The 18122-nt window shown below is 57.6% G+C and carries 23 protein-coding genes; 17 read left to right on the top strand and 6 right to left on the bottom strand.

Translation table 11 applies throughout. The features are described from left to right. Positions 1-4: 4 nt before the first annotated feature. The 11 genes from AC2FGC_RS20315 (at position 5) to AC2FGC_RS20265 (ending at position 5817) form a co-directional block, all read left to right on the top strand. A complete protein-coding gene (locus tag AC2FGC_RS20315) occupies positions 5-517 on the top strand; it encodes a GNAT family N-acetyltransferase (RefSeq protein WP_496727027.1) in 513 nt (170 codons plus the stop codon). Beyond that, a complete protein-coding gene (locus tag AC2FGC_RS20310) occupies positions 514-1065 on the top strand; it encodes a GNAT family N-acetyltransferase (RefSeq protein ID WP_496727026.1) in 552 nt (183 codons plus the stop codon). The genes AC2FGC_RS20315 and AC2FGC_RS20310 overlap by 4 nt, the downstream gene beginning before the upstream one ends. Beyond that, the gene (locus tag AC2FGC_RS20305) at positions 1062-1613 is read left to right on the top strand and encodes a GNAT family N-acetyltransferase (RefSeq protein ID WP_496727025.1); all 552 of its coding nucleotides are present in this window, start codon (positions 1062-1064) and stop codon (positions 1611-1613) included. Before AC2FGC_RS20310 ends, AC2FGC_RS20305 begins: the two co-directional genes overlap by 4 nt. Then, complete coding sequence (locus AC2FGC_RS20300; RefSeq protein WP_170561253.1) at positions 1610-1906, top strand: chorismate mutase; 297 nt, start codon at positions 1610-1612, stop codon at positions 1904-1906. The genes AC2FGC_RS20305 and AC2FGC_RS20300 overlap by 4 nt, the downstream gene beginning before the upstream one ends. A 42-nt stretch (positions 1907-1948) precedes the next feature. Then, the gene (rpsP, locus tag AC2FGC_RS20295; protein WP_496727024.1) at positions 1949-2335 is read left to right on the top strand and encodes a 30S ribosomal protein S16; all 387 of its coding nucleotides are present in this window, start codon (positions 1949-1951) and stop codon (positions 2333-2335) included. 12 nt (positions 2336-2347) lie between these two features. Further along, positions 2348-2983 carry a 5,6-dimethylbenzimidazole synthase gene (bluB, locus tag AC2FGC_RS20290; RefSeq protein WP_496727023.1) on the top strand — a complete coding sequence of 212 codons (636 nt, stop codon included), beginning with the start codon at positions 2348-2350 and terminating at the stop codon, positions 2981-2983. Positions 2984-2989: 6 nt separating this feature from the next. Beyond that, entirely contained in the window at positions 2990-3139 is a 150-nt protein-coding gene (locus AC2FGC_RS20285; protein ID WP_496727021.1) for a hypothetical protein, read from the top strand. Next, positions 3132-3635: a ribosome maturation factor RimM gene (gene rimM, locus AC2FGC_RS20280; RefSeq protein ID WP_496727020.1), complete on the top strand. Its 504-nt coding sequence runs from the start codon at positions 3132-3134 to the stop codon at positions 3633-3635. Before AC2FGC_RS20285 ends, rimM begins: the two co-directional genes overlap by 8 nt. Further along, the gene (locus AC2FGC_RS20275; RefSeq protein WP_496783290.1) at positions 3635-4450 is read left to right on the top strand and encodes a hypothetical protein; all 816 of its coding nucleotides are present in this window, start codon (positions 3635-3637) and stop codon (positions 4448-4450) included. Before rimM ends, AC2FGC_RS20275 begins: the two co-directional genes overlap by 1 nt. After that, positions 4447-5256 carry a tRNA (guanosine(37)-N1)-methyltransferase TrmD gene (trmD, locus tag AC2FGC_RS20270; protein ID WP_496727018.1) on the top strand — a complete coding sequence of 270 codons (810 nt, stop codon included), beginning with the start codon at positions 4447-4449 and terminating at the stop codon, positions 5254-5256. The genes AC2FGC_RS20275 and trmD overlap by 4 nt, the downstream gene beginning before the upstream one ends. A gap of 198 nt (positions 5257-5454) precedes the next feature. Beyond that, positions 5455-5817 carry a hypothetical protein gene (locus AC2FGC_RS20265; RefSeq protein ID WP_147235301.1) on the top strand — a complete coding sequence of 121 codons (363 nt, stop codon included), beginning with the start codon at positions 5455-5457 and terminating at the stop codon, positions 5815-5817. On the opposite strand, the gene AC2FGC_RS20260 is transcribed toward AC2FGC_RS20265, so the two are convergent. Beyond that, positions 5814-6617 (bottom strand): glycoside hydrolase family 25 protein, encoded by an 804-nt coding sequence (locus tag AC2FGC_RS20260; RefSeq protein ID WP_496727017.1) that lies wholly within the window; start codon positions 6615-6617, stop codon positions 5814-5816. The genes AC2FGC_RS20265 and AC2FGC_RS20260 overlap by 4 nt on opposite strands. Positions 6618-6995: 378 nt before the next feature. On the opposite strand from AC2FGC_RS20260, the gene rplS reads away from it, so the two are divergent. Together rplS and rpmE are read left to right on the top strand one after the other, a co-directional pair. After that, on the top strand, positions 6996-7379 hold the full coding sequence (rplS, locus tag AC2FGC_RS20255; protein ID WP_058273331.1) for a 50S ribosomal protein L19: 384 nt from the start codon (positions 6996-6998) through the stop codon (positions 7377-7379). A gap of 11 nt (positions 7380-7390) precedes the next feature. Then, positions 7391-7612 (top strand): 50S ribosomal protein L31, encoded by a 222-nt coding sequence (rpmE, locus tag AC2FGC_RS20250; RefSeq protein ID WP_010437577.1) that lies wholly within the window; start codon positions 7391-7393, stop codon positions 7610-7612. Positions 7613-7691: 79 nt separating this feature from the next. On the opposite strand, the gene AC2FGC_RS20245 is transcribed toward rpmE, so the two are convergent. From AC2FGC_RS20245 to AC2FGC_RS20235, 3 genes are all read right to left on the bottom strand, one after another. Continuing rightward, on the bottom strand, positions 7692-8156 hold the full coding sequence (locus tag AC2FGC_RS20245; protein WP_496783286.1) for a GNAT family N-acetyltransferase: 465 nt from the start codon (positions 8154-8156) through the stop codon (positions 7692-7694). A gap of 59 nt (positions 8157-8215) precedes the next feature. Then, positions 8216-9811, bottom strand: a complete 1596-nt coding sequence (locus AC2FGC_RS20240) for an MFS transporter (RefSeq protein WP_496783284.1) — start codon at positions 9809-9811, stop codon at positions 8216-8218. A gap of 81 nt (positions 9812-9892) precedes the next feature. Next, positions 9893-10780, bottom strand: coding sequence for an AEC family transporter (locus AC2FGC_RS20235; RefSeq protein ID WP_496783282.1), 888 nt, complete (start codon positions 10778-10780; stop codon positions 9893-9895). 217 nt (positions 10781-10997) lie between these two features. On the opposite strand from AC2FGC_RS20235, the gene AC2FGC_RS20230 reads away from it, so the two are divergent. Both AC2FGC_RS20230 and AC2FGC_RS20225 read left to right on the top strand, forming a co-directional pair. Then, the gene (locus AC2FGC_RS20230; protein ID WP_496727013.1) at positions 10998-11807 is read left to right on the top strand and encodes a division plane positioning ATPase MipZ; all 810 of its coding nucleotides are present in this window, start codon (positions 10998-11000) and stop codon (positions 11805-11807) included. Between the two features lie 321 nt (positions 11808-12128). Next, positions 12129-13595, top strand: a complete 1467-nt coding sequence (locus tag AC2FGC_RS20225; protein WP_108861328.1) for a uracil-xanthine permease family protein — start codon at positions 12129-12131, stop codon at positions 13593-13595. A gap of 77 nt (positions 13596-13672) precedes the next feature. On the opposite strand, the gene AC2FGC_RS20220 is transcribed toward AC2FGC_RS20225, so the two are convergent. Then, positions 13673-14917 carry an adenylate/guanylate cyclase domain-containing protein gene (locus AC2FGC_RS20220; protein ID WP_496727012.1) on the bottom strand — a complete coding sequence of 415 codons (1245 nt, stop codon included), beginning with the start codon at positions 14915-14917 and terminating at the stop codon, positions 13673-13675. 60 nt (positions 14918-14977) lie between these two features. Next, positions 14978-15430, bottom strand: a complete 453-nt coding sequence (locus AC2FGC_RS20215; RefSeq protein ID WP_113791366.1) for a MarR family winged helix-turn-helix transcriptional regulator — start codon at positions 15428-15430, stop codon at positions 14978-14980. Positions 15431-15487: 57 nt separating this feature from the next. Here AC2FGC_RS20215 and hmgA point away from each other — a divergent pair, with 57 nt between their 5' ends. Both hmgA and fahA read left to right on the top strand, forming a co-directional pair. Beyond that, positions 15488-16843 carry a homogentisate 1,2-dioxygenase gene (hmgA, locus tag AC2FGC_RS20210; RefSeq protein WP_496727011.1) on the top strand — a complete coding sequence of 452 codons (1356 nt, stop codon included), beginning with the start codon at positions 15488-15490 and terminating at the stop codon, positions 16841-16843. A 22-nt stretch (positions 16844-16865) separates the two neighbouring features. Then, entirely contained in the window at positions 16866-18122 is a 1257-nt protein-coding gene (fahA, locus tag AC2FGC_RS20205) for a fumarylacetoacetase (protein ID WP_496783280.1), read from the top strand.

Here is an 18122-nt window from a genome sequence, read left to right as displayed (position 1 = left end):
GGCGATGGCAGCAGCGCAATATCGCGCGGCCCTGCCGGTCATTCAGACCCGGCGGCTGGTCCTGCGTGCGCCCACTTTGGACGACCTGCCGGTGTGGACGTCAGTCTGCGCAGAAAGCTTTGGTGACACTGAGCAAGAAGCCTGGACCGAGTTTTCCTACTATACCTCCGGCTGGCTTCTGCATGGTCATGGCCTGTTCTCAGTCACTTTAAAAGACGGCGGTCAGGTCATTGGCTTTGTCATTCTGGGCTTGGAATGGGACGATCAAGAACCCGAGCTTGGCTATGTTTTAAGCGCCGAATACCGCAAGCAAGGCTACGCCATTGAGGCCTGCACTGCCGTTCGCGACTTCGGTTTTGACCTGCTCGGGTCCGGCCAGTTCGTCAGCTATGTATCGGCATCCAACGTCCGCTCGAATGCGCTGGCTCAACGCCTTGGTGCGTCCCGTGACGCCATGGCTGAGAGCGCCTTTGGCGCAGACCAACATGTCTGGCGCTATGGCGAGGTGCAGGCATGACACTTTCCATGGCGATCCCGACGCTGGAAACCGAGCGCCTGATCATGCGTGCCCCCTGCGAAGCTGACTTCGCAGCCGAGGCCGAGTTCTTTGCCAGCGATGCCTCAAAATTCGTCGGCGGCCCAAAACGCCCGGACGAAACTTGGCGCGCAATGGCGATGCTGCTGGGTCACTGGGCCATGCGCGGATATGGGTTCTGGGGCATCGAAGAAAAGGGCACCGGCACCTATGTCGGCCATGTGGGCCTGTGGTTCCCCCATAGCTGGCCCGAGCCCGAAATCGGCTGGACGTTGATGAATAACGCCACCGGCAAAGGTTACGCGACCGAGGCCGCTCTGGCCGCGCGTGCGCATGCCTATGATGTGCTGGGGTGGGAAACGGCGATTTCTCTGATCGATCCGGACAATCTGGGCAGCAAGGCCGTGGCCGAAAGGCTGGGCGCGCAGTTTGATTATACCTACGAACACCCGGGTTTCGGCACAATGCAGGTCTGGCGGCACCCTGCGCCGGCCGATCTGGTGAATGGCGGGATCGAGGCCTACGCATGACGTCGTACACCATCCCCACCGTTGAAACAGAAAACCTGATCCTGCGGGCACCACAAGAGGGTGATCTGCCCGCGATGACAACCTTCTTCGCGTCGGACCGCAGCCGTATGGTCGGTGGACCAAAAACGCCGCTGGAGGCATGGCGGTCGCTTTTGGGCCGGATCGGGCACTGGGCCATCATGGGTTACGGCGGTTGGCACATCGTTGAAAAGGCAAGCGGCGCGTTTGCAGGCTGGACCGGGATCATCAACGCCCCGGGCTGGGATGAGCCGGAATTGGGTTGGGTCGTTTTCGACGGCTTCGAAGGCAAGGGCATTGCATACGAAGCTGCGATGGCTGCCCGCGCCTATGCCGCCCAACACCAGGGGGTGAACGGTCCGATCTCATACATCGCCCACGCGAATGACCGCTCGCGCGCATTAGCCGAACGTCTTGGTGCCACTTATGAGCGCGAAGGCGAGGTTGTCGGCGAACGCTGCCAGGTTTGGCGGCACCCGATAATCGACATTTCCGACACCGCTTTGACCGCTGAGAGGACCGGCCAATGAACAACCCTGTGACACGGGCTGCGACGTTGCTGAAAGAGCATCGCGAAAGCATTGATCGGCTGGACGCGATCCTTGTCTACACGTTGGGCGAGCGGTTCAAGCACACCCAGGCCGTTGGCAAGCTCAAGGCCGAACACGAACTTCCCCCGTCCGATCCTTCGCGCGAGGCCGCGCAGATCGCACGGTTAGAAGAACTGGCGAAAGAAGCCGATCTGGACCCCGATTTCGCCAAGGCTTTTCTGAATTTCATCATTCAGGAAGTCATCCGACACCACAAGAAACACCAGAACTAAACCGGTGAACCACCGGATACGCCATTCAAAGGAGATACCACCATGGCAATGAAAATTCGTCTCGCCCGCGGCGGCTCGAAAAAGCGTCCTTTCTATCGCATCGTAGCGGCTGACAGCCGTATGCCCCGCGATGGTCGCTTCATCGAAAAGCTGGGCACCTACAACCCGCTGCTGCCCAAAGACAGCGAAGAGCGCGTGAAAATGAACATGGAGCGCATCCAGTACTGGCTGGACCAGGGCGCACAGCCCACCGACCGTATCACACGGATGCTGGAAGCTGCCGGCACCCGCGACAAGGCCGAGCGCAACAACCCCAACAAGGGCACCCCGGGCAAGAAAGCTCAGGAACGCGCAGAAGAAAAAGCTGCAAAGGCTGCTGAAGCTGCCGAAGCGGCTGCTGCGCCGGCTGAAGAAGCAGCAGAAGAGTAAGCAGGTCGGCGCGTGCAGGATCAGGACTTCACCGACGATTTTCGCACGCAGTTCGAACTGTTGATGCGGCTCCGGCGCGATGTGCGCCGGTTCCGCACCGATCCCGTGGACGAGGCGGTGCTGACGCGCTGCCTCGACACATTTCGACTGGCCCCTTCAGTGGGGCTGAGCGAACCCTGGCGCGTCATTCGCGTCGAAAGCGAAGCGGCGCGTGCCGCAGCGCTGGAGAATTTCCAAAACGCCAACGAAGAGGCCCTTGCGGGATACTCGGGGGACAAGGCACTTAAATATAGCCGCCTCAAGCTGTCCGGCATGCAGGAAGCGCCTGTTCAGCTGGCTGTTTTCTCAGACGAGACGACCAACAAAGGTCTGGGGCTGGGCGCGGGCACGATGCCCGAGATGCGCCGCTATTCCGTCGTTGCCGCAATCACCTTGTTTTGGCTCGCTTTGCGGGCCGAGGGGTTGGGTCTGGGCTGGGTCTCGATCCTTGATCCAGAACAGATGAAACGCGATCTGGCTGTGCCTGACGATTGGTCTCTGGTCGGCTACTACTGTGTGGGCTGGCCGGAAGAAATGTCTGAAAGACCCGAACTTGAGCGTGCCGGCTGGGAACAGCGCAGCGCCCGGCTGCATATCGAAACGCGGTAAATCCAGATGTTCGGATTGATACGACTTCCCATCCTGCTGCTGATCGCATTTATTGTGGGCGTGTTCTTTGAGCGCAACAATCAACGCGAGGCATGTGTCCCGCTGGGCGACTGGCAGGACGGATTATGTGTAACGACGGAAGGGCCAAATGAGTGATCTGATCTGCGTCGGCAGCGTTGCGGGGTCTTACGGCGTGCGCGGCGAAGTGCGGCTGAAAAGTTTTTGCGCAATCCCCGAGGATATCGAAGCCTATTCGCCCCTAACTGACGAAGACGGCAAGGAACGCTATCCGCTGGTCCTGACCCGCCCAATCAAAAACGGCTTTGCGGCGCGTCTGGGGGGGATCGAGACCAAAGAACAGGCAGACGCCATCAACGGCTTACGCCTGTTCGCGCGGCGTGATCAGTTGCCATCATTGCCTGATGATGAATTTTACCACACCGACCTGATCGAGCTTGAGGTCTATGACACCGGCGGAACGCTTCTGGGTCGTGTAAAGTCAGTGCAAAACCACGGTGCTGCAGATCTTCTAGAACTGCACGGGCCGGGGCTGAAAGGCACCGTTTTGCTGCCCTTCACGCTTGAGGTTGTTCCGACCGTGGATCTGGACAAAGGCCGCATCATCGCAGACCCGCCCGAGGGGCTGATCTGATGCGACGCGTACTGCTGCATCTGGGGCTGCACAAAACCGGAACCACTGCAGCACAGTCGTTTCTGTATGAAAACCGCGAGTTGATCTGGCCACATTTTGCGCTGTTGCTGCCTTACAAGACGCGCAAGTTGGGGCTGTCAGGTGCCGCGACCCGCCATTCCATCTATGGAACCGTGGGAACACTGTCCGAATTCAGCTCGCAGGCCCGAGAGTATCTGGCCACGCGGAACTTCGGAACGAAACGCGGCCTGATCGTCAGTGAAGAAAATTTCAGCGGCCTGCGACCCAGCCGCAATATCGAACAGGGGTATGCAGCTGCACCCGATCTGGCCGCTTGTCTGGTGGACGCCGTCCGCGATCGATTCGAGGATCAGGAGGTCGATATCACGATCTACCTGTCCCTGCGCCAGCGTGGAGCGTGGTTGCGCAGCCTGTGGGCGCACGATCTTCAAAGAACCCGTGAAGTCCAGGATTTCGAAACCTTCCGCACGAACATGGATCACCTGCCCCCACTCGAGGAAACGGTCTCGGACATTCGCAAGAAACTGCCGTCGGTCACCGTGATCCAAGAGTGGCTGGAAGAGACGCATTTGCGCCGCTTTGGTCCCGGTACGCCTTTTGCCGAATTCCTGAACTTGCCTCGGGAAAAAGCGCAGCTTTTGGTGCCGCCCACAAAATCCAACAGCAGGCTGCCGGAAAGCGTGCTGGCCGAATTGCTGACGCTGAACCGATCCCATCTGGACGAAGCTGAGCTGACCCGGCAAAAAGCTCTGGTAGTAGAGCGGGCAAAGAACGCGATGGTCGGCACAATATGACAGACAAGCCAGGCAAATCTCACGGACGCAAGGCAATCCGACCCACGCTGAAGCCGCGTGAATTGATGACTCCGACACCTGACCTGCACGGGGTCTGGAAGGCGAAAATCATCACCCTGTTCCCTTCGGCCTTTCCCGGCGTTCTGGGCGAAAGCTTGACAGGCAAAGCCCTGCAAGAAGGGTTGTGGCAGTTAGAGACCGTGGATCTGCGCCAGTTCGGCGTTGGCAAACATCGCAATGTCGACGACACGCCGACCGGCGGCGGCGCGGGTATGGTGTTGCGCGCAGACGTGCTGGGTGAGGCAATCGAACACACAATGGCTGGTGTGCAAGGCAACTGGCCGCTGATCTACCTCAGCCCGCGCGGTCGCCGCATGGATCAACGTATGATGCAAAACCTAGCCCGCTGCGACGGCATGACCTTGCTCTGCGGTCGGTTCGAAGGCGTCGATGAACGCGTGTTGGAGCATTACGGCATTCAGGAAGTCAGCCTTGGGGATTTCGTGATGACCGGCGGCGAGATCGCAGCCCAAGCGCTGATTGACTCAACTGTGCGGTTGATTCCCGGCGTATTGGGCAACCAGGCCTCAGCCGAAGACGAGAGCTTTTCCTCGGGTCTTTTAGAGCACCCGCAATACACCCGACCCGCAGATTGGAAAGGCCGTCCGATCCCCGACATTCTGATGTCTGGTCATCATGGGCGCATTGCCGAATGGCGGCACCAGATGTCTGAAGAGATCACCCGCAAGCGACGCCCTGATCTGTGGGAACGCTATGAGGAATCCGGGGACGACACACAGGATTGATACCCCGAGTGTGGCTTGTATGCAGCACGTTCCTGTATTTAGCGAACACCACTTGAAGCTGATGTTCTGAAAAAATACTCATCTTGAAGATATTGCAAAATGCGATTTCAATTGAACGCATAACAGGCTGCTAAATTAAAAAAAATCATATGCTTAGCTGTGCTTGCCCTTTCAGCTTGCACAACCAAGCCTCTTGAGATGGCAGTGCCCACTCAGGCGGGCCATAACCTGCACTCCGCAAAGGTCGCCGTGCAATCATGCGCCACCGAGGAAGATATTGGGGGCAACAGCGCGGTGATCGGTGGATACGCCACGAATATCCTGCTGTGGGGCGTGATCCTTGGCCCCATCGTTACGGCGCCCTTCGACGATAAGCTTCGCTCACAGGGTGAAATTGACCAGGTGCATCGCTGCATGACCGAACTTGGCTTCGAACGACGCGAACTGACTGATGGAGAGCGGTTCTGGCTGCATCACACATCTGGCCAAGAACGGGTACGCCGTCTGGATCACCTTGTGGCCGGGGGAACCATTGAAACTTATGGGGCACCAAGCGGCTAAGCGCCGCCCGCCTTCCATCTGGCCCAGATTTCCGGCGGGCCGTTGAATGTGTTGATGTCCACTTTCCCCTGAACGCCAGGAACCAAACCCGTGCCCGTATACTGCCAAAACCGCCATGCGGCCTTGGGGTAAACGTTGCGCGGATGCCCGGCGACCGACCGTAGCCAAAATTCCGTCTTGGGCAGACGGGAGATATCGGTGTCACCGTAGAAATCCACGGTCGTGTAGACGATCGGGCGGCGGCCATAGTGGCGTTCCAGGATATCAAGGAACCGCTTCGCCTCGGACCGAACCGTCGCGCCATCAGGCCGGATGGTGCAGGTCTTGGAATGTGGCGTCCATTCCATATCCAGCACATGCGGCAGATCTGCACCCTTGGGCACATTCTCGATGAACCATTTCGCCTGCTCATGCGCCGGTCGGCAGAAATAGTAGTAGTGATAAGCCCCCCAAGGAACGCCCGCCGCTTGCGCGCCGCGACGATGATCTTCAAACAAGGGATCGGCGACGTCGCCCCCTTCGGTGGCCTTGATGAACACGAAACTGACGCCAGATGACTTGGCCTTTCGCCAGTCAATCGGGCCCTGCCATCGCGAAACATCGAGCCCGTGAACCGGATAATGCCCCGGATGCCGGCCTTCCCACTCGTGCGGCTTGGCATCCCCAAAGCTTGGAAAAATGACCGAAGGCGACGTGGTGCTCAGAAATGCCTTTGGTTCAACCTGTTGGGGCGGCGGGCTGCTGCGACCGCAAGACAGGGTCGCGAAGGCCATAACAGCCAGCATCAATGCTGTACGCATGGTATGTTCCTGTTCCAAATTTCTGCTCTTATAATTCCCTCTAGAATGCCCGATCTGCCTGACAAGGCAACGGTGTTGTTGACAAGCGGCGAAAACCTACCATTCCGCCCCGATCTTTATAGCGATTCAGACTTGATCCCTGACCACAAAGCCCGTAAAGCAGCGCAATCCGGTGCCGCGACATGCGACTCCGGTGTTTTGGTTTGCATCATGGCGTGACGCCCGGCTTTCTTCGGCCACGGCGCGGCAGGGCAGACCAGGCATAAGGAACATTCGATCTGACCTCTGGCGGGCTGTTCGCAGGACCCGGTGAAGACCAAGAGCTCTCAGGCCGTGCTCAACTTCGTGGACCAACCACGAGCAGATAGGAGAAATGCGATGGACCTGATCGCACAGCTTGAGGCGGAACAGATTGCCGCCCTGGGGAAGGACATCCCCGATTTCAAAGCCGGTGACACCATCCGTGTCGGCTTTAAAGTGACCGAAGGGTCGCGCACCCGTGTGCAGAACTACGAAGGCGTCTGCATCGCCCGCAAAGGTGGCAACACCATCGCCGGTGCGTTCACCGTTCGCAAAATTTCGTTTGGCGAAGGCGTAGAACGTGTGTTCCCGCTGTATTCGACCAACATCGACAGCATCACCGTTGTCCGCCGTGGCCGCGTCCGTCGCGCCAAACTGTACTATCTGCGCTCGCGCCGTGGTAAATCCGCGCGTATCGCAGAAGTCACCAACTACAAGCCCAAGGCTGGCGCCGAAGCGTAAGGAACGGAAAGATGAAAAAAGACATCCATCCCGATTATCACGTCATCGACGTCAAAATGACCGATGGCACCGTAGTTCAGATGAAATCCACCTGGGGCGCCGAAGGCGATCAGCTGGCTCTGGAAATCGACCCCTCTGTGCACCCTGCATGGACCGGTGGTTCGTCGCGCCTGTTGGACGCCGGCGGCCGTGTGTCGAAGTTCAAGAAGAAATACGAAGGTCTGGGCTTCTAAGCCAGACCTGTTTGAGATGCGAAAGGCCGCCCACCGGGGCGGCCTTTTTTGTGCGTAGAACGTTGCCAAAAATAAGTGGCTAATCCAGCCGCATGATCAACTCGACCTCACCATCGACAAGCCGGCCAGTCGGCGCAAACCCGAACGATTGATAAAGCGGCAGCGCACTGCCGGGTTCGTCGACGACGCTGATCACCAGGTTAGAGCGACCCTTTTTCAAAGCCACGGATTTTGCAAAATCCAATGCGGCCATTCCATAGCCCCGACCCTGACGAGATTTGTCGACCATCAACCGCCAGATATAGACGCCATCCGGGTCATCCCCGTCATCCAAATCTGCGTCGGGATGCGCCATGTCGATTATGGCCAGCAAACCAACCGCATCGCCGCTTTCCCAAATGCCATAGATTTCTGACCCCGGTTCGAAAATCGACTGCGCCATCGTCATTAGATTTGTCGCGACAAACCCTGCCTGATCTTCCCGCACAGACAAAGCCGCCAAAGGGCGCAGGTTTTTTTGAGAGAGTAACGCAAACTCAACCATGGCGCCCTATTATCACAACCGGATTTCCAATAGAAGAATTCCGAACGGTCGAAGCGAACTCAACTCTTCGCACGCGTCAGCTCGGCTGCGCTGTGTACGGGCGGCACCGGGCCTCGAAGCGACATCAGCGCCAAAGCCATCCCGACTAGAGCCGCCGCAGCAGCAACAAGCATCGCGCTGTCAAAGGCGTTGTCCTGCAAGTCCCTAAGGGCCTTGGCCAATGCAACGCTAGTTTCAGGATCCATTTTAGCGATCATTTGTTGGATTTGACTCGGCGTCCCATGGGTCAGGGAATGGGCCAGATCTTCTCGCTGGGCGGACCCGGTGGGCAAAGCATTCATGACCTCGGAAATACCTCTGCGGGTCGTTATAGCTTCGGCCAAGCCTCCGACTACGGCCCCTAGTGTCGCGCCAAAATACAGGCAGGCATTAATCACTCCGGACCCTTGCCCGACATGCTCTTCCGGCAACACGCGCAGACCGAGGCGGGGTAGCAGCGAGAAACAGATCCCCAACCCAATGCCGACGATCATCAGCTTCCACCAGATCTCGGCGTATAGGGTGGAGTTCGAGGTTGTCATCAACAGCAAGAACCCACAGGCCATCGCCCCCAAGCCAACCGCAATGGGCCATCGAAAGCTGTAGGGTGCCAGAAACCGGGGTGCGGTGACCGAGATCACGAACATGCTGAGGCTAAGCGGCATGATCGCCAAACCTGCGCCGACAGGCGAGTAACCGAAAGCATCCGGGGATTGAACGAACGTGTTGAAATACACAAAGAAGCAGAACAGCGTGAAGCCGGTGAAGAACATACCAACGGCGGCCATGAAATAGCGCGGATGCTTGAAGTATCGCAGCTCGATCAACGGATCGTCGCTGCGGCGGGATACGATGACAAGGATGATTGTCGCAACCGCAGCGACTCCCAGCGGCATCAATGTCATCGGCGTAGCCCACCCGCTGCTTTCGCCATTGCTAAGCGCGAAGGACAGCGGGCCAAGGAACAACAGCAGCGCAAAAGCACCCGGATAGTCAAACTTGGCCCCGGCCTGACGTGTGTCCGGCACGTATCTGCGCCGGCTGACATGTAGCCCAATCAGGAAGGCGAACATCAGCAACACCAGATCGGTCGCAAACACTGCGCGCCAGCTGATGTAGTGGGCAAAGGCTCCGCCGACGATCGGCCCGACGCCAATGGCAAGACCGACAATTGCACCCCATGCGCCGGTGACACCTGCACGCTGTTCTTCGGGTGTGGCGGCGGTGAGCAATGACAGAGATGTTCCAAACAAGGCCGCAGCCCCTGCACCCTGCGCCCCGCGCCCAAACAAAAGCATCGCGCCATCTTGCGCAAACAGGACCGAGGCGGACCCAATGCCGAAGACAATCATACCAGCAAAGAACACGCCCATCTTGCCGGTGATATCGCCCAACCGGCTGACGATTGTGACCAGCGTAGCGCTGGCCACGGTATAGGTTGCCATCACCCATTGCAGACCGGATGGTGTCAAATCGAACTCGGCCTTGAGGTTCGGCAGGATGGTCGCGACGGCCGTTGTGTTAAACCCAACAACCATCATGCAGATGGCCGTCATCGCCAGCACAACGCGGGCACCCCCCTCGTGTGTTGGGTCAGATGACGTCTTGTCGATCATAAATACACCCCAAAACTCATTGTTCTTAAATGCAATTAATGAGCAGTTTAACGATTTTTGTCGCTGCGCAAAGGGTCGGCTTTAGATCCAGTAGGACAGAGCCACCGGCAGGACGACGATCGTGGCCAGCGTCGACACAAGAATGAAACCAGCAACATCCGGCCCGTATTCCGGAACGTGCTGGTCAATGAAAAGGTAAGTCGCAACCGAGGATGGCATCAGGCAACACAGAATCACCGCGCCACGCTCAGCTCCGGTGAAACCGAACGCCCATACCAAAGTGCTGGCGATTGCAATCGCCATGACCAGATGCAGAACGGTCAACAGCACCGCCCGGCCCAGACTTTTGATCCGCAACGTCGCCAGCGTATGGCCCAATGTCAGCAGCATCAGCGGGATCGACAGCCCACCGAGAATGTCGAAGGATTTTGCCAGCGGCTGAGGCAAGCTTGATCCGCTCGCCATAAGGATCAGTGATAGGATCACTGCATAAATGATCGGGGACGTGACGAGCTTTCTGGGCGAAAACTCACCCGCCGGGATCCACATGCCGATGGTGAAAATGCTGATCAGCACGACTACGACAAAACCCATCGTATAGGCCATTCCCGCATCACCCAACGCAAGCAACGCGATAGGCAGCCCGACATTGCCCACGTTCCCATGCATCAGCGGCGTCAAAAAGGCCCGAACCGGCAGACGCATGGCTTTTAGTGCCAGAAATCCCAACACTCCGAACCCCGCAATGGCCAGCGCTGCGGCCGTCATGACGTCCAGAAAGGTGCCAACCGCAACTTGGGTCGTGGACAGATGCGAGATGATCAGCGTCGGGTACCCAACGCGTGAGACGATCCCACCGATGACTTTGTTGTCGAACGGCGCCTTGATCACAGCAAGGGCATAGCCGATCCCGGCACAGATCAGCACCGGCAGAACCACGTTCAGAACGTTCAAAAACAGATGGTCCAACCGGTTCCCCTATCGCCAAACCCTGATTTGAACTGTGAAACACCCCATCCGCTTTGACAAGCACGCGTCCTAACCAACACACCCGGTTGAGTTTTCCAAATTAGAGCCTGATATTGCCCTTCGATGGCGCTTGGGGTTCTTCCATTCCCGGCCTCCACAACATATAGTGGGTCGCAACAACGTGTGGTTAAGCACGGCGGGACGTGGGAATACAAGCATGGCACATATTATCGTAGTGGGGAACGAGAAGGGCGGCGCAGGCAAATCGACCGTGTCGATGCATGTAGCGACCGCACTAGCGCGATTGGGTCACAAGGTCAGCACACTGGACCTTGATCTTCGGCAGCGCAGCCTTGGCCGGTACTTTGAGAACCGCGGTAATTTCCTGAACGGGTCCGAGGTCACTTTGCCTAGCCCTCGCCACCACGATCTGCCCGAGATTGATGCCGCCAAGCTGAAACCCGGCGAAAACATCTATGACCACCGCTTGTCAGCTGCCGTGTCCGAGCTGGAAAGCGACAGCGATTTCATCCTGATCGACTGCCCCGGATCGCACACACGCCTAAGCCAGGTGGCACATTCGCTGGCCGATACGCTGATCACGCCACTGAATGACAGCTTTATCGACTTTGACTTGCTTGCACGGATCGACTCGAAGGGCGAAAAGATCCTAGGCCCGTCGGTCTATTCGGAAATGGTGTGGAACGCGCGTCAGTTGCGCGCGCAGGCGGGACTAAAACCCATCGACTGGGTGGTCGTGCGCAACCGCGTCGGCACCCAGCGCATGGTCAACAAGGAAAAGATGCAGCGCGCGATTGAGATGCTGTCCCAGCGCATCGGCTTCCGCGTCGCCTCGGGTTTCTCCGAGCGGGTTATCTTCCGCGAGCTTTTCCCACGCGGCCTGACCTTGCTGGACCTCAAGGATATCGGGGTCAAACAGCTGAACATTTCGAACATCGCTGCACGGCAAGAGCTGCGCGACATGATGAAAGAGCTTAACCTGCCGGGCGTAGAGATCGACTTCTAACTGCCACGTTCGGGCGTTCCAGTCCCAGCGCTACTATACCTCGCTAAAATCGTAGATCGGGTGCGCCCCTGCCCTTTTGGGCAATGAGTTTTGACAATACCGGCAGCCTGACGCTTCAGCGTCGAGTTAGGGCTGACTCTGGACCGCCATTGGTTTCTTTACCAAAAATACAACCATCCAAAACACCTTTTTGGTATTTTTGATAATCCCAGCTATCTGCTTGCTCTAATAATAGACAACTTTGAATGGATCAGGATGTGAATTCCACACCAGGCTATCAAAGGACAGGACGCCAAAGCGCGCGTTTACGGGAGGACAGCCATGACCGATTCATCCATTGGGACGCCGGAGCAACTCCGCGATCCAAATTACTTTCCAGCCATATACCGGGCCGTGCCGTTGGGGATTCAGCACGTGCTTGCAATGTTCGTGTCAAACGTTACTCCGGCGATTATCGTCGCTGGCGCGGCGGGCTTTGGCTTTGGCTCAAACAGCCCGGATTTTCCCGAATTGCTGTACCTGATCCAGATGTCGATGCTTTTCGCCGGTGTTGCCACGCTGTTGCAAACGGTAACGCTTGGCCCGGTTGGCGCGGCGCTTCCGATCGTACAGGGCACATCATTCGCCTTCATTCCGATCATGATCCCTCTGGTTGCCGGAAAAGGCGTGGACGGTCTTGCCGCCCTGTTTGGGGGCGTGATTATCGGTGGCTTGTTTCATGCCCTGTTGGGCACGGTAATCGGCAGGATACGCTTTGCATTACCGCCTCTGGTCACCGGATTGGTTGTGACGATGATCGGTCTTGCACTGGTAAAGGTCGGCATCGAATACGCGGCCGGAGGCGTACCAGCCAAAGCATCGGGTGCGGAAAGTTATGGTTCATTGTCCAGCTGGACACCTGCGCTGATCGTTGTGTTTGTCACGCTGGGGCTAAAGTTCTTCGCGCGTGGCATGCTTTCCGTTTCGGCTGTCCTGGTCGGTATTTTGGTGGGCTATGTTTATTGCCTACTGGTTGGGAAGCTGCCCGTCGAAGTGATCTCCGGCTCGTGGGAACGCTCTGCGGCTTTCGCACTGCCGCAGCCTTTCAAATACGGTTTCGAGTTCTCGTTCGCCGCAGTAATCGGTTTCTGCCTCATGGCCTTTGTCTCTGCGGTTGAGACGGTCGGAGATGTCTCGGGAATCACCAAAGGTGGCGCCGGTCGCGAGGCGACCGACAAAGAGATTCAGGGGGCCACATACGCGGACGGTTTCGGCTCTGCCATTGCGGGTGTCTTTGGCGGCTTCCCGAACACCTCGTTCAGCCAGAATGTCGGTCTGATCGCTATGACCGGCGTCATGAGCCGCCACGTGGTCACCATTGGTGCCATTTTCCTGATTGTGTGCGGTCTGGTGCCGAAGGTCGGCGGGTTGATCCGAACGGTTCCGATCGAAGTGCTGGGCGGCGGCGTCATAGTCATGTTCGGCATGGTTGTCGCCGCAGGCGTATCCATGTTGTCGGATGTTGTGTGGAACCGTCGCAACATGGTGATCTTTGCGGTTTCGCTTTCGATTGGTCTGGGGCTTCAACTCGAAGTCATGAACGTGGCGCCCGGATCGGCAAATGCGCTGCAGCACCTGCCCGACACCCTGCGGGTCCTGGGCGCGTCAGGCATCCTTCCAGCTGCGTTCATCGCTATTGTGCTTAACCTGATCCTGCCAGAGACACTCGCTGATGAGGCGACAGAAGAAGTCTCAGGGGGTATGGCCGGCCACGGGCGCGGCGCGTTGGTTAAGGACGATCACGTCTGAGCCAGAAACCATTGCCTGGGCCTGTTCACAAATGGATAGGCCCAAGCCGTGATTAATTTCGGCCACAAAACGCAAACTTAATCCCGTGCGTCATTCGCCTTGTAAACCGTAAACAGTTCCTTCGGTTCCGGCACTCCACGCAGCATGTAACGACCTACAGAGACCAGCTCTGACGCGGCAGGTCGTGCAGCCTTAGCCACATCGTCCGAGATCAGGATCCGTTGCCCAAGTGATCGGTGCATTCCGGCAATCCGCGCGGTCTGGTTGACGGTCGGGCCGATGACGGTGAAGTCGAGGCGGTTCTCAGAGCCGATATTGCCGTACAGAATCTCACCCGCGTGCAGGGCCAGCGTATAGTTCGACACAGGTAGGCCATCGGCAGAACGTTGTGCGTTCAGTTTCGCCATCGATGCCTCCAATTCGGCGACGGCCGCCAATGCCGCACGCGCATCCGCATCAATCTCGCCTACATCGAACATGGCCATCAACCCGTCGCCCATGAACTTGAGGATGCTTCCGTCGCATTTGTGGACCACGTCTATCGCAGCGGCCAGATACTCGTTTAGCATCTCAATAAGGGCATCGCCCGGCAGCTCTTCGGACAGGCTGGTGAACCCCTCAAGGTCAAAGTTCCAGATCACTGCATCGATCTGCTGAAGCGACCCGCGCCTGATCTCGCCGGACAAAACGCGCCGGCCAGCATCACGGCCCAAATAGACGCGCATCAGGTCCTTTGAAATCCGCTGGTTGTTTGCCGATTTCAAAGCCAACCCGAGATGCGGCAGCGCTGTATTGATCAACGCCAGATCGCTGTCCTTGAACCCCTCGGGCGCGTTTGACGTCCAGGACAACAATACACCGTTCACCGCCTTTTTGGCGTCCTTCGGCTGATTATGAGTCGGAATGTCAAAGGACACACCCGTCGCGTAATATTCAGTGGCGCCATGTTCGCGCAGTTCATTCAGCAAGGGAAATCGGCTGGGTTCGTTCTGATCCACCAACCGTTCGTGCACGACGCTTTCGCCTTCGTTCAGAACAGCAAACAGAGGGCTAGCACGCCATTGATCGCTGGGCTGTTCAGAGTATTCGAACTTTTGATATTCCCCGCCCTTGCCGTAATACCAGCTATAGCCGGTTCCGCCATAAATCGGGTGCAGGGTCGACTGGGCTGCGTGAAATCGCATCAGCGGAACGCCCAGTTCCACCAGGCGATTGCAGTACTCTTCCAGCAGTTCTTCTTTTTCGACACCCTCAAGCCCGCGCGCCACCAGCCAGTTGATCAGATCGCTTGATTTTGCCGTATCGGCATCCAAGGTCGTCATGTTTTGTCCCATTTTTGTTCTGGGCTTCATCTGGGAATTGAGGCGGTGAATTACCAGTGGTCAATCCATATGCGCCAAACGCCGAAGCATTTTGCGCAACAGTTCTGCTTCGTCCCGGGAAAACAGGCCGGCAAGCTTTGTATCATAGGCCTCGGCCACCAGGCGCAAATCCCTGTAAACCGTCTGACCTGCGGATGTCAGCGTCAATTGTTCAACCCGGCGGTCGGAAGTGTCGCGATTACGGGCTAAGTATCGGCGCTGTTCCAATTTCGAAACTGCACGGCTGACCTTGGTTTTGTGGATTTTGGCGCGCTCACCGATTTCTTTCGCAGTCATCTCGCCGTAATTTCCCAGATGAAACAAGACGCGCCATTCGGTGCGAAGCATTCCGTAACGGTCCTTATAGACCTGCTGAAACTCCAGCGAGCTTTCTTCGGCTGCACGGTTCAGCAGATACGGCAGGAATTCCTGCAGATCAAAGTCATCTTTTTTGGCAGATTTGTCCTGAGTCATGCTTGTTAGTTACAAAATCAACTATTACTCGACAAGCAGCAATTGGAGGAACACAGGATGAACCATCCGACGGATCCGCACAAAATGACGCAAGCCAGCACGCCCGTTGGCACGCATGCGGGTTATATGCCCGGCTTTGGAAACGACTTCGAGACCGAGGCCCTTCCCGGCGCGCTGCCGCAGGGCATGAACAGCCCGCAGCGTTGCAATTACGGCCTTTATGGTGAACAGCTTAGCGGCACGGCCTTTACAGCCAATCCGCCCGAGCGCACGTGGTGCTATCGCATTCGCCCGTCGGTCAAGCATTCGCACCGTTATGAAAAAATCGAACTGCCACATTGGAAATCCGCGCCCTGCGTTGACCCGGATGTGATCAGCCTTGGCCAATACCGCTGGGACGCAGTGCCTCATTCCGATGAAGGGCTGACATGGCTCACCGGTATGCGCACCATGACAACGGCGGGGGATGTGAACACGCAGGTGGGCATGGCCAGCCACATCTATCTGGTCACCGTCTCTATGGAGGATGACTATTTCTTCTCGGCCGATTCCGAGATGTTGGTGGTGCCACAGGAAGGTCGCCTGCGGTTCGCGACCGAACTCGGAATCATTGATCTGGAACCCAAGGAAATCGCCATTCTCCCCCGTGGCCTCGTGTACCGTGTCGAGGTGCTGGAAGGCCCGGCGCGCGGATTTGTCTGCGAGAACTACGGCCAGAAGTTCGAATTGCCCGGCCGCGGTCCAATCGGGGCCAATTGCATGGCCAATCCACGCGATTTCAAGGCTCCGGTGGCGGCGTTTGAAGACCGCGAGGTGCCTTCGACCGTGACGGTCAAATGGTGCGGGCAGTTCCATACCACAAAGATCGGCCAAAGCCCGCTGGACGTGGTGGCGTGGCACGGGAACTACGCGCCCTACAAATATGACCTGCGCACCTACTGTCCGGTCGGTGCAATTCTATTCGACCATCCCGATCCGTCGATCTTTACTGTCCTCACCGCGCCCTCGGGGCAACCGGGCACGGCAAACATTGATTTTGTCCTGTTCCGCGAACGCTGGATGGTGGCCGAGGATACGTTCCGCCCGCCCTGGTATCATAAGAACATCATGTCTGAGTTGATGGGCAACATATACGGCCAGTACGACGCCAAACCGCAGGGCTTTGTTCCAGGTGGCATGAGTCTGCACAACATGATGCTGCCGCATGGGCCGGATCGGGAAGCGTTTGAAAAAGCATCAAACGCGAACCTCGGGCCAGACAAGCTGGACAACACGATGTCCTTCATGTTCGAAACCCGTTTCCCGCAGCATCTGACACCATTTGCAGCCAACGAAGCCCCGTTGCAGGATGACTACATCGACTGCTGGACGTCGCTTGAGAAAAAGTTCGACGGCACACCGGGCAAAAAGTGACACCCAAAAGAGGTTTGAATACATGCCATTAATGAAATCCTGGGTGGCCTCGGCCAATGAGGCCGATCACCCGTTTCCTCTGAACAACCTGCCATACGGCGTTTTCTCGACCGAAGGCGGTGATCCGCGGTGCGGCGTGGCGATTGGTGACATGATTCTGGACGTCACCGCAGCCGAGGCCGAGGGCCTGATCGAAATGGCCGACGAGCCGCTCTTCGATCTGCCTTTCTGGAACCCGCTGATGGAGGAAGGTCCTGCCGTCTGGGCTGCATTGCGCAACCGCCTGACCGCATTGTTGGCCGAAGGCGCAGAAGAACAGGCGCAGGTTGAACCGTTGCTTATTGCCCAGATCGACGCCGAAATGCACATGCCTTTCGCCGTCAGCGAATACACCGATTTCTATGCCGGACGTCACCACGCGCAAAACGTTGGCACCATGTTCCGCGGACCGGAAAATGCCCTGCCGCCGAACTGGTTGCATATCCCCATCGGGTATAACGGCCGGGCTTCTTCCGTTGTAGTGTCGGGCACCGATATCCGTCGGCCTTGGGGTCAGCTCAAGTCGCCCGATCATGACATGCCCGCTTTTCTGCCTAGCCGTCGTTTTGACATCGAGCTTGAGATGGGCGCGATTGTCGGTACACCCTCGGACGGACCCATCTCGGTTCAGGAGGCCGACGACAACATCTTTGGCTATGTTCTACTGAACGATTGGTCCGCACGCGATATTCAGGCCTGGGAATATCAACCCTTGGGGCCGTTTCAGGCCAAAGCCACAGCCACTTCGATCAGCCCGTGGATTGTGACAAAGGCGGCGCTGGAACCGTTCCGCTGCGACACGCCTGCGCGTGAATTCGAGTTATTGGATCACATCAAGGACTGCGGTCCGATGCTGTATGACATTGATCTTGAGGTCACGATGGAGCCCGACGGCAAGGACGCCACAGTCATTGCCCGGACGAACTACAACGAAATGTACTACTCGGCCGCCCAACAACTGGCACACCATTCGACCTCGGGCTGCCCAATGAACACGGGCGATCTGCTTGGGTCTGGCACGATTTCCGGTCCAACAAAACCAGAGCGGGGCTCGCTGCTGGAACTCAGCTGGGGCGGAAAGGAACCACTGACGCTGGATACCGGCGAAACCCGTACTTTTATCGAGGACGGTGACACACTGACCCTGACAGGTGCTGCCAAGGGCAAAGGCTACACCATCGGGTTTGGCGACTGTGTCGGGACCCTGCTGCCCGCCCTTGAAAACCCATACACCCGATAA

This window comes from Ruegeria sp. CDSC054, from assembly GCF_059610645.1.
The sequence above is the reverse complement of the archived record's forward strand: the minus strand, read 5'-3'. Positions and strand labels throughout refer to the sequence as shown.

Excerpts from the sequence above, each read along its gene's own strand:
- AC2FGC_RS20315 (WP_496727027.1), top strand. The coding sequence starts at position 5 with ATGGCAGCAGCGCAATATCGCGCGGCCCTGCCGGTCATTCAGACCCGG.
- AC2FGC_RS20310 (WP_496727026.1), top strand. The coding sequence starts at position 514 with ATGACACTTTCCATGGCGATCCCGACGCTGGAAACCGAGCGCCTGATC.
- AC2FGC_RS20305 (WP_496727025.1), top strand. The coding sequence starts at position 1,062 with ATGACGTCGTACACCATCCCCACCGTTGAAACAGAAAACCTGATCCTG.
- AC2FGC_RS20300 (WP_170561253.1), top strand. The coding sequence starts at position 1,610 with ATGAACAACCCTGTGACACGGGCTGCGACGTTGCTGAAAGAGCATCGC.
- rpsP (WP_496727024.1), top strand. The coding sequence starts at position 1,949 with ATGGCAATGAAAATTCGTCTCGCCCGCGGCGGCTCGAAAAAGCGTCCT.
- AC2FGC_RS20285 (WP_496727021.1), top strand. The coding sequence starts at position 2,990 with ATGTTCGGATTGATACGACTTCCCATCCTGCTGCTGATCGCATTTATT.
- rimM (WP_496727020.1), top strand. The coding sequence starts at position 3,132 with ATGAGTGATCTGATCTGCGTCGGCAGCGTTGCGGGGTCTTACGGCGTG.
- AC2FGC_RS20275 (WP_496783290.1), top strand. The coding sequence starts at position 3,635 with ATGCGACGCGTACTGCTGCATCTGGGGCTGCACAAAACCGGAACCACT.
- trmD (WP_496727018.1), top strand. The coding sequence starts at position 4,447 with ATGACAGACAAGCCAGGCAAATCTCACGGACGCAAGGCAATCCGACCC.
- AC2FGC_RS20265 (WP_147235301.1), top strand. The coding sequence starts at position 5,455 with ATGGCAGTGCCCACTCAGGCGGGCCATAACCTGCACTCCGCAAAGGTC.
- AC2FGC_RS20260 (WP_496727017.1), bottom strand. The coding sequence starts at position 6,617 with ATGCGTACAGCATTGATGCTGGCTGTTATGGCCTTCGCGACCCTGTCT.
- rplS (WP_058273331.1), top strand. The coding sequence starts at position 6,996 with ATGGACCTGATCGCACAGCTTGAGGCGGAACAGATTGCCGCCCTGGGG.
- rpmE (WP_010437577.1), top strand. The coding sequence starts at position 7,391 with ATGAAAAAAGACATCCATCCCGATTATCACGTCATCGACGTCAAAATG.
- AC2FGC_RS20245 (WP_496783286.1), bottom strand. The coding sequence starts at position 8,156 with ATGGTTGAGTTTGCGTTACTCTCTCAAAAAAACCTGCGCCCTTTGGCG.
- AC2FGC_RS20240 (WP_496783284.1), bottom strand. The coding sequence starts at position 9,811 with ATGATCGACAAGACGTCATCTGACCCAACACACGAGGGGGGTGCCCGC.
- AC2FGC_RS20230 (WP_496727013.1), top strand. The coding sequence starts at position 10,998 with ATGGCACATATTATCGTAGTGGGGAACGAGAAGGGCGGCGCAGGCAAA.
- AC2FGC_RS20225 (WP_108861328.1), top strand. The coding sequence starts at position 12,129 with ATGACCGATTCATCCATTGGGACGCCGGAGCAACTCCGCGATCCAAAT.
- AC2FGC_RS20220 (WP_496727012.1), bottom strand. The coding sequence starts at position 14,917 with ATGACGACCTTGGATGCCGATACGGCAAAATCAAGCGATCTGATCAAC.
- AC2FGC_RS20215 (WP_113791366.1), bottom strand. The coding sequence starts at position 15,430 with ATGACTCAGGACAAATCTGCCAAAAAAGATGACTTTGATCTGCAGGAA.
- hmgA (WP_496727011.1), top strand. The coding sequence starts at position 15,488 with ATGAACCATCCGACGGATCCGCACAAAATGACGCAAGCCAGCACGCCC.
- fahA (WP_496783280.1), top strand. The coding sequence starts at position 16,866 with ATGCCATTAATGAAATCCTGGGTGGCCTCGGCCAATGAGGCCGATCAC.